Origin of the sequence: Chloroflexus islandicus (assembly GCF_001650695.1) — a bacterium.
Taxonomy (GTDB): domain Bacteria; phylum Chloroflexota; class Chloroflexia; order Chloroflexales; family Chloroflexaceae; genus Chloroflexus; species Chloroflexus islandicus.
Genome location: NZ_LWQS01000075.1, coordinates 22,080 through 32,284, shown reverse-complemented (window position 1 = coordinate 32,284; position 10,205 = coordinate 22,080). Strand labels below are relative to the sequence as shown.

Below are 10,205 nucleotides of genomic sequence, written 5' to 3'. Positions count from 1 at the left end.
CGGGCCAATCAGTACGAAGACCGCGGCTTGCCCCTCACCGCGTGGCTGTTCCACCTCGCCCGCGATCAGGCCGCCAGCGTGCTGCGGCGAGCCGGACGCTTTGTACCCCTTGAAGCGGGTGAAAGCGAGCACGACGGCGATCCCGAAGCCCTGCTCGCCCACCAGTGGGACTGGGAGCATCTCCAGCAGGTGCTCACCGCCCTGCCCGACCACTACCGGCAGGTGCTCTGGCTCCGCTTCGGCTACGACCTGTCGCTCGAAGAAACGGCCCGCCAACTCGGCTGTACCGTCTCCGCCACGAAAGCGCTCCAGCACCGGGCGATGACTCTTGCCCGCAAGCTGGTGTATGAGCAGCCGGAGATCATCCCCAACCCACGGCGGACGTATACCCCGCCGATGGCGTGAGGGGGGAGGGAAGTGCTCACAGGGGGTTCAGCGACGCTGATCCCCCTGTGAACACGGACGAACACACTAGGAGGGAAGCCGACAGGTATTTTTCAAAGACTCATATAACCGTTTTGCGCGCTCTTCAACCTTTTGCGCACCCTGCGGTTGTTTCCGCTTTCCGGCATGCATAAGATCATTACGCAAATCGCCAAGTTGGTTATAAAGATTAATCACTTCTTTCAATGAGGGAATGGCGTTGAGATCAACATGTATCTCTTCTTTGCCAGTACCTCCCCTCTGTACTTGGACAGCCGCACCAAGCGTCTGTTCAACCAGTTGACGCTCTGTCTTTTCCAATAACCTATCACCCTTGCCAAGTTGCACCATGACCCACGATACCAACCACTCACGAGCCAACGCCACCGCTTGAAAAACCTGACCGCGATCCAGATACCAGCCAACTAAATTCAGTTCGGTTTGCAGGGTGCGTAACGGATCAGCTTGTTCGGTTTCACCGAGCGCAATTGGGCGAAAATTGTCAATGATCTGCTGAGCTAGCGGTGTAAAGGGCAATGCCAACGCGCCGATCTCGTGTTCGACAGCGGGCAATCGTTGCATAATCTGCGCACTTGCCCGCATTGCATCAGCCGGCCGCACCACTCGCAACGATCGCGTAGCAATGTCGAGCACTTCGGCAGTCAATTTCAACGGCGAATTAGCCCAAACCCGCATCGCATCTCTATCTTCGCTTACCGGACGCAAACGCTGGTGCTGATTGCGCAGCAAGCCCGCCAAATCACGCGCATCACCGAAACGTACAAACAGATCGGCCCCGACCATCCAGTCGAGCAATTCGACGAAATTGGTCAAATCAAGCACAGGCGTGCGATGAGGAGTGGCACTCTGATCACGCATTTCAAAATTACCGAAGAATACGTGTTTTAGTTGAATGGCCTTGACTTTGCGCAAATAGGCAGCGGCGAGGAAAGATAAGAATGGCAGCGAGCGAAAGCCGTGGGTGATATCGAACACAACCGCTTCATTCGGTTCAATGACTTCAACCACAGCCTGAAAGATCCGCCATAGTTCATCATCATCACGCCCATCAGGGATGCGAACTGCTTGAATGCTCGCAGCTTGCGCACTGGCAAAATGTTGATTGTAGAATTGAGCCGTCAGTTCAGTAGTAAAAACGACGAGATCCAGATCCGAAAGGTACTGAGCCAATGCCAACCCGAAAAAGGGGGCAATATGCTCGCGACCATCCGGAAAGACATAGCATGTTTCTTGCGGTCTGGCGCCGAGGAAGGTAATAGCTTTCATACGCCATATCACTCTGCGAGTTTCCGTAACAATGGCAATCCTTTCTCATTGCCCGGCAATTCGAGGATAAAGTTGGGGCCGGCTTTAGTGGGTTTATCTGATTTTACCTTGTTGGCAACAAACCACTCGAAGTTCTTGCCCTCCGGGTCTGGATGAACATCGGTACGCGGATAATGAATTGGCAGTGCTGGCACAGGATCGCGCAGCAAAGTCATGAGATCGATAATATTCGGCAATTCGCGCACAGGTTTACCGTAGCAGCGCTTCATCGCTTCTTCAAAAGCAGCTATCCATCTACCGCGTTCCGTGGTTGAAGCACGGCGCCACCCTGATGCCTGCAACGAACGATAGCGTGCGATCGGATCAAGCAGTTCAACCTGATCGACCTCTAGCTTCACGCTGCCAAATCCCAACGGTTTAGCATAACCGAGCCGGAAAAAGCATTTTTCTTCGCCCAAGCTTAGCGTCCATAGCAACGCACCAAGCTCAACCGGGGCCAGATTGCGAAAATCGATAGTAAAGGTAAAGACATTACCGGGAGCACGCACGCCGCGGACAGTGCGATTCTGATGATCAGTACGCTGGCCCGCTCGCTCATACTCAAGACGATTGAGTGATGGGCCGTGATGGCGATAAAACTTTCGCCCGCGCAACTGGTTGTGACCATCGTAGCCAACATGAGACGCCGCACCGGGCTTCTTTCGTTCTTCCTGACTCCATTCACCGTTTTTCTTCCGCAGGTAGAATAGGGTCGTAGTCGGCTTGGGAGAACCAAGAATAGCGAGACGCAATGGCTCACTATATACGCCAGCATCTTCTTTCAAGGTGGCATGGCTAAATCGCACCCGCCCCGCATACGCTACCCGATCCGTGCGATCGTCACCGGCCTGTTCTTTGACCCAGCCGAAGACACGCGAGGCAATATCTAGCTCTTCGTAGCGCTCGCTTGGTTTCAGATGCGACGGCAGCAAATCACCGATCGAATGGCGATAGCGTAAACGGGCAACTTTCACTAAGGCGATATCGCGCACGGTAACGCCATCTAGCTCTAATTTGACATAGACGAGATTGCCCGGCGCTAATCGTTCACTTTGGATGCGGGAGCGGAAGCTGTCGCCGTGTTCTTGCAGTTGCCCACTCAAGATCTCATTGAAATCATCCTCACGATCCTTATCGAATAATACTTCTTTAGTAGAACCATCCTCGAAATAGAAAAATCTTTCATTACACTTCGTTTCAATAGTACGACCCGTTATTTTAATCCAACCTTTCTTCGGTTCTTTATCATACCTCAACAAGCGATTCCTATCACGTTCACGCGCAATCGCTTCCACCCTTGCTGCACCCTTGCCCTTACCTTTACCCTGCTTTGTTGAGCTGATAATGGCATAGGCCTCCTCGCCACAGCGCCACTCACCTTGCAAGACATTGAGGTCGGGATCCTCATAATACGCGCCGATCTTGGCCTCTTCGCAAAGCAGGATAACACCCGGCTGATCACCATCCGGCAGACTCTGGACAATACCGGGCTTGAATCGCTGGGCTTCAATCGGGTCAATCCGATACTCTAAACGTTCACTCCCGTTGAACACGGTGAAGGGAGCATTCGTAACCGCTTCAAAGAGCGACCGGATCATCCCACGAATACTGGTGGCCGGAATGGCGTCTTGGCCATCGTACTGAAAAAAGCGATAACTCTTGTGCTGCACTTCTCTACCATCAGACAGGAGAACATTCGTCACCTGCACATCGTGACTGTCGGAGACAAACAGCGGCGTTACAGTCTTCAGCGAACAGGTAATGCGTCCAGTCAAACCCACATAGCGGTCGTGGGGCGGCGGCGCGCAACGGCCCAAGAGGCGCGTTGCGGGATCATCAGGTGCAATAGTTGGGGCATCGAGATAGCGCACAAAGTTATAGGGATTGAGAAAACGATAATTTTCCCGAGAAGTGGAATGCTCTTTTGTGCGGGGCCATGGCAAGGATGAAGAACGCTGAGGCGTTGCAGAAGGAGATGATGTTGGCCGTTCAACCTGCTTTTTGCCCTGCTCAGATGTTGGTTTGGGTTGAGGCTTTTGAGCATTGAGTGAGAGATTGGTTCGTTTATTTTTATTCTTTCCCATAGTACACCTCTTGTAATATAACATTACGGCTTTCCGCGCAGCTCGCGATACTGCACAAACACCGTCTGCCCGTGTTCGGTGTAGCGCCAGAAGTGCAGGTACACGCGCCCGGTCGTGTTGATCGGATAGGTGAGGCTGGCTGCGGCGACGCGATCATCGTGCCATGGTGATGACGTGTCTTTGCGATCGCCCCACAGCATGACCGATTCGGCGTAGCGGCGTAGTTGGCAGTTCGGATGGCGGCGCCAGAAATCCTCAGATTGAAACGCCGTCAACGTGACCGGTTGGCCGATGTAATGCCACAGCCAGCGCTGCGCATCGCGGCGCAGTGAGAGGTGGCCGCTTTCGCCGAAGATGTCGGCGCGCTGGAGGTAGATGAGATCAGGCGGTTGGGCAGCGAATTCGATATGGCTGACGTGTTCCCAGATGCGGTAGGGCATTCCCTGCCAAGACTTTTGTGTTTCCCACTTCTTAAGAAAGGTTTGCAGTTGGTCAGCAGCAAACTCGCCGCCGAGAATCGCTGGACGGTCGGAGGCTTGTAGTGGAGCCTGTTGTATCTGTGCGTACAGTTGCGTAAAGTCGATGCTTTTGTCGCTCATGGCACCCTCGCCGGGTAGAGGTCGGAGAGATCGAAGTAGCTGTCTTCTTGCAGACCAAATGCATGGCGAAAGCCTCGCACGTGGCTATCAAACGCCTTTACCCAACCCTCAGCCAATTCTAGCCAGTCTTCCTTAGCCGCAGGATCATAAGCAATCGTTCGATACACGCCGCTCTCGCCACGCTGCGTTTGCAACAAATGTTGGCTAGCAGCAACAAGCCGCTCATCTTGCGCCGGCAACGGAACATCACTGTCGTGCAAGATACCGAAGGTTAGCGAACCGTTTTCGATCCGGCACTCGCCAAACCCCTTGGCAGCGCCAAAACCAACGGTGATCAGGCCATCGTGCAAATCGCGCAACACTAGCGCTAGCCAACCCAATTCCCACGGCTCCGGATTCTCAAGGAAGAGCCGCACCCGGAACTTCGGCTGCCAGAGCACTACCGCATCAAATTTGGCCGTATCGCGTCCGCCGCCGGTAAAACGGTCGATGGCGAGGAAGTCGAGTACCTTCGTTTTGACCTGTTCCCCAACAAACGGCGCATCTTCAACCCGCAAGCGGCTGCCGTTCCATGGACTACCGAAGAGCCGGCAGGCGAGGCAGAGTTTGTCTTCGGCGCCGAACCGCTCAAATTCGCTGCGCTCATCTTTGGGCAGCGTTTTGATCAAGCTATTGCAACTCGCGACCGGATCGGTCGTTTTGGCGGTCAGCGGGTTGCATGCCGGGCAAATATCTAGAAACTTCTGCTTGCGGCTTGCTTTATCGTTGCCCGAATCCCATGCCCTGAAGGTCGCTAAGGTGCGCGCAATCCGTTCGGCTTGGCTGCGCAACGCGCCGCGCAAGCTTGAGCCGGGTAAGACCGGTTTGGCGCCGGTGGCATAGGTCTCGAGCAACGGCGCGTGATCGAAGCCGCTCCGGCCCGATTGCGCCGGATCGTTGATGAGGAAGGGGCCGGTAGCAGCGAGGACGAATTCGGCCAATACCCACGAGCGCGCAACTGGCAGATTGTCGCTCCGCACCGGTTTGATCAAGCCACGAGCAATTTTCAATTGCTCATTCAGCCAGCCGCGATTGCCATCGGTCGTCTCCCACGGCGGCCCATCGTGCAAAAAGCTGATCAGTGCATCGGGATCGTTGAGATCGCGCTCGATCCATTGCACATCTGATAACTGCAATGCCCCCAAGCCGCGGTTCACCCGACCGCCAATCGCACCGCGTCCCTGCTCCCACTCGGCGAGAGTGGCCGCTAACAATGGCAACAACCGCTGATCAGCAGGCAATTTTGGATCAATCTCCAACCGCAGTTTAAACCCTGTCCCCGCCGGCACCACCTCGTAGTCGAACTTAATCCGTTCGCGCCGGGCAGCCGCGCCGGTGACGCGATCAATCCCCACGCCATCACGGATCGCCAGCGATGGCGATGTATCGAGTACGGCATCGTAGACCAGCAGGCGAGCAGCGACCGCTTCGTCATTGTCTTCGCGCGGATTGACATCGCCGAACAACTGGCAAACCAGACATTGGCAGGCGTCGTTTGATGGCGTTCCGTTCAGAGCCTGACAGACTTTATTGTCAAACCTTGGCGCGAGCCGGGTGGCAATGCTGCGCAACGCGCCGGCAATGGCCGTGCCGGGAATGAGCAGCCGGCCCCGCACATCGCGGCGCACCAGATCATCGGTCGCATCGCTCGCCTTGCCGCTTCCCACGTGCAATGCCGTACGCAGGGTCAGCTTCGCAGTAATGGCGCGAAACCTCATCGGCGACCTCCTTTCAATGCCTGCTGGCGCGCCAAGCCGGCAATACGAGCAGCGAGGATTTGCAAGCCTATGCGCCACGCCTGCGGATGTTGTTCGAGTTTTTTCTGCTTGAGAGTTTCTGCCAACAGACCAAGCAACTTTTCAATGGCATCCATCCCCGGCTTCCCGTCAGTCGCGAAAAAGTTCGGTTTGTCGCGGCCACTCAACGGCTTGCCGAGCAACGCCGCCGGTTCACCCAGCGTCTGCAACTCGTTCATAATCGCCGCGACCGAGGTATGACGCGAAACATGCAAGAGACGCGCTACCGCCTCGAAACGCTCATCCGCAAAAACGTCAAATGATGCGTCATCAAGCGTTTTCACCCATGCCTGCGAGAAATCAAGCATCTTGGTCAGCGGAGTGATCTCGCCAGCCGGCGCTAGCGACGAGAGATCGAGCATCGGACTGTCGATTCCTTCGAGTTGCCGATAGATCGGGTGATTAAAGGCCACCCGGCCAAACCCCTCTTCGCGGCGCAACCCAATGCCGCGATTCTCGACCGCTTGCAGGCGCTGCACGAGCGCATCCAGCTCAATGCCCTTGAAACTCAACCGCACGCTCGAACCGGCCACAATCGCAACATCACGGCTCCGCGGCAAGCCTAACTTATTGTTGAACGCATCGACCGCGCGGGTAGCCGAAAAGGCCAGCAACTCACCTTGGGGATTGCGATCAATTTCAACGGTGACATTGCTTGGCAAACCCAACTCACGCTGCAACCACGCCGGATCGAAACCGCGCCAGAAGCGTCCCCATTGATCGACGACGATGGCATCGCTGAGCAGTAGCATACGCACGTGGTCAGTGCTGTCTAGACGCTGGCTGAGGTCTTGCAGGTGGAAGATCGGCGTATCGATGGGTGCAAACACCACGCTGACCTTCCCATAGCCGCGTTGCGTCGCCTTCCCCAGCTTCAGCTCGTTCACACCCTCCTGCAACCCAGCCATCCGGCGCAGCTCCTGCCAGACGTCACTATTGGTACAGGTGATCTCACCCACAAAATACTGGCCCGGCTCTAACGCCACATAGCCGTACAAATCACCAGTGCGCACCCGACCGCTGTTGGGATCGATACGGATGTGCATTTCGATCGTTTGGTTAGGTTTGTGGCGTGAGCGAGGCACACCTGCCAGCGTGATAAAACCATCAAGCGTTTTCAGCTTCACTGAAGCAGCTTTTCTGCCACAAATAAGACATTTAGTGTGGTTCGTATCGTCGAGCAAACTCCAAATTCCATGAATTTCATCACTATTCTCACCAACATAACCGGGATACAATTCACATGTAACAAGATCGCGCGGTGCTATGATTGTGGCATAACCTTTTAGGTTATCTTTTTTACCTTTGTTATCTTTGTCACCTAAATCAAGCTCAACCGGCATCAGCGGCGAAAAGCGCACAGTATCATTAAAAAAGAGCGCCACAAATCGATTAAATGCCGCGGGATGAGAATTAGTGAATCCGCCATGCCGGTGTGTCATCCGCCATGCTAATGCGCCGCGCAACACACTACCGGGTATCATCTCAAGAGTTTCGTACTGGTTGCCTGCTTCGGCGCGGCGAGCAATCAGCAACGGTTCATCGAGACGGATGAGCACCCGTAAGCGATAGGTATGATTGCCGGGATCGGCAGGCAGATGAAGCGGCTTCGTCTCATCATGACTAGGCGCAGGCGCAGACTCAGGGACTGTCTCACCCTTCAGGCGCTTGGCTAGCCGCGTTAACAGGTCACTCTCCCGATTGCGATCAACTAAATGGATCTCGCACTCACCATAGCCACGGCGTTTTCCCGCGCCGAGGCTGCGCAGCATGCGCGCCGCCGCAACAATATATTCCGCTTCCTGCTGCGCAATGGCGTCATCCCGCTCACACTCGGCCACAAAGCGAAACCGCAGGCTGCCATCGCCATCTTCGTGGGTAAAGAGTTTATTCTCTTCGACGCGGCGGGTGCGTGGATTGATCCGCGCACGGGTCGTGGTTTGAGCGGCCATGAACTTCGTGCTTTGCTTTTGGGGGAGCACCTGCGGTATCAACGACCCGGCTGGCCGGGCCGACGAGATGCGCCAGCGTTTAAGCTGACGCGGCGAGCCAAAAATGCGCTCAAGAAACTGCTGGCAATTAGGTTGGCGCACAAATGGTTGCAATGCCAGTAGATTCGCTAGACTTTCGCGCAGGAGGCCGGCCAGCACCGTGCCGCGAATGACCGGCACGCCGTCGGGGTCACGAAGCAGCGCCGAGTCGACTTGCAAACCCAAGCCGTGACCAGCGCCAACGTGATAGTCGCTTTTGAAAGTTATCTCAAATTCGAGCCGGATGCTCATGCCTCGTCCTCCTGCGGTTCGTATGCATCAGGGGTATAGGTGAGATCTTGGGCGAAATCCCACACTTCAAGCAGGTCGAGCATACCGTGCGCTAATGGAGTCTTGTTACCCCATTTAACATCGCGCCAGTAATGCACTTTGTCACTTCCTAATGCTATTAGAGCTTCTGTCACTTTCTGCTGTGCTTGCTGACTCAATCGCAGTAGAATACGCGCCAACTCAGAGACGGCCCATTTTTCAAGCGCAGCTTTGCGCTGATCCATTCGTACATTTGCAGGCACATTCTCAAAACAACGGCGTAATTCGGCTAACCGCTTATTAGGCAAGTCTTTGAGCACGTAACGCTGTTGCAACAATGTGTTAAGTGCAATGCCATACTCCAAGGCGTCACGGGAAAGGGCGCTTTCTCCCACCCAATAAGGGCGTAAGGTGCGGCGAATCACCGTGTTATCGTCACTATCTTCGGCTGCTGCCAACCGATTCCCCAAAATCACCTCAAAATTCACGGCTGAGAGATGCTCGCCAGTAGCAGCGGCTAGCCGTTTACTTTGTTGTTTCGCCTGCTTCAGCAAATCTTTGGCCCGCTGATAAGCCAAGGAGTAAGGATACTTGCTCTTGCAAATCACGACCGCAGCAGCAATGGTAGGGCGGGGAAGATCCTTCAAATCATTCTCCTCATTCTCCGGCATCTTCTGCATGAAATTAGCCATTCCCCGTTCCCATGCGAGGCAGAACTGGCGCGCGACATCAAGCGCATACGGCGCCGGGATGAGGGCAAAGAGATCGTCGCCGCCAAGGATGAGCGGGAGGACGGGGATCATCGCGGCTTGGCCCGGCACGACTTGGCGAAACCGAGCGATCGCTTGCGCCAGACTATTCTGAATGATGGTCGTTAGTTGTTGTGAGAGATCAGTCATCTGTTGCTGATTGCAACTGCCAAAAATTTGGCCCATACCGTTGCCATCAGCCACAAGGTACGCCACATAATTGCGCTGGCTCAGATCAAAATCCGCAATATCGTCAGCATCCTCCGGCCAATCAGGGGTAATATCGCCTTGAATCTGCGCAGCCTCACGATACGCTTTGTATAAATCATCTAAGATCGCCTGTTGCGCTCGATCACGTTCAGCTTGCTTGACTTGGCAGGTTTGGCACAAGTAATACCGCCGGCCCGCGGAACGCCGGCCCTTGCGCGTGTCTCTACGCTCGGCGAGCGCGACTCCACACGATTCACAAAATGCCACATACGGCATGTGTGCTTCGGCCACCACGCCTGAGCGCCGGCTTTTCGCCCAACGCAATTTTTGATCGGCGGCTTGATTGGCCGCTTTAAAGGAATCATCCTCTTCTGCTGAGTCATCAACCTCCACTGGCTCAGCGACGGTCAAACTCCCGCCAAGCGCTAATTGGTAGAGCTCGGCGAGATCATTGCCAAAAGCTTCAGCTTGCTTTTGATCATTAAACATCACCCGAAAGCTACCGCCATCGTTCACAATCACTGTCCCGCCGTGCTGCTTAGCTAGTGTTTCTCCAACGCTTTTGCAAAACCGGGTCAACAACTGGCTCGCGCCAACCACTTCGCGCAAGCGCGACGAACGAAAGATGAGATCCTGAATTTTATCGGCCTCGGCGGCGAGCAGGTAGGGCATAGCGTGA

At 55.1% G+C, this 10,205-nt stretch carries 7 protein-coding genes; 1 reads left to right on the top strand and 6 read right to left on the bottom strand.

The genetic code is table 11. The annotated features are described in order from the left end of the window. On the top strand, window positions 1-405 hold a 405-nt coding region (locus A6A03_RS15165), incomplete at its 5' end, for an RNA polymerase sigma factor (protein WP_066789974.1). Window positions 406-471: 66 nt separating this feature from the next. On the opposite strand, the gene csx2 is transcribed toward A6A03_RS15165, so the two are convergent. From csx2 to A6A03_RS15135, 6 genes are read right to left on the bottom strand one after another with little or no spacing between them, the layout of a single operon-like run. Then, window positions 472-1,710, bottom strand: a complete 1,239-nt coding sequence (csx2, locus tag A6A03_RS15160; protein ID WP_066789972.1) for a TIGR02221 family CRISPR-associated protein — start codon at window positions 1,708-1,710, stop codon at window positions 472-474. 8 nt (window positions 1,711-1,718) lie between these two features. Beyond that, the gene (locus A6A03_RS15155) at window positions 1,719-3,833 is read right to left on the bottom strand and encodes a TIGR03986 family type III CRISPR-associated RAMP protein (protein WP_066789970.1); all 2,115 of its coding nucleotides are present in this window, start codon (window positions 3,831-3,833) and stop codon (window positions 1,719-1,721) included. Window positions 3,834-3,856: 23 nt separating this feature from the next. After that, window positions 3,857-4,432: a type III-D CRISPR-associated protein Csx19 gene (csx19, locus tag A6A03_RS15150; protein WP_066789968.1), complete on the bottom strand. Its 576-nt coding sequence runs from the start codon at window positions 4,430-4,432 to the stop codon at window positions 3,857-3,859. Then, window positions 4,429-6,189, bottom strand: coding sequence for an RAMP superfamily CRISPR-associated protein (locus tag A6A03_RS15145; RefSeq protein WP_066789967.1), 1,761 nt, complete (start codon window positions 6,187-6,189; stop codon window positions 4,429-4,431). Before A6A03_RS15145 ends, csx19 begins: the two co-directional genes overlap by 4 nt. Next, window positions 6,186-8,549: an RAMP superfamily CRISPR-associated protein gene (locus tag A6A03_RS15140; RefSeq protein WP_066789963.1), complete on the bottom strand. Its 2,364-nt coding sequence runs from the start codon at window positions 8,547-8,549 to the stop codon at window positions 6,186-6,188. Before A6A03_RS15140 ends, A6A03_RS15145 begins: the two co-directional genes overlap by 4 nt. Then, entirely contained in the window at window positions 8,546-10,198 is a 1,653-nt protein-coding gene (locus A6A03_RS15135; protein WP_066789962.1) for a Cas10/Cmr2 second palm domain-containing protein, read from the bottom strand. Before A6A03_RS15135 ends, A6A03_RS15140 begins: the two co-directional genes overlap by 4 nt. Between the last annotated feature and the right edge of the window lie 7 nt (window positions 10,199-10,205).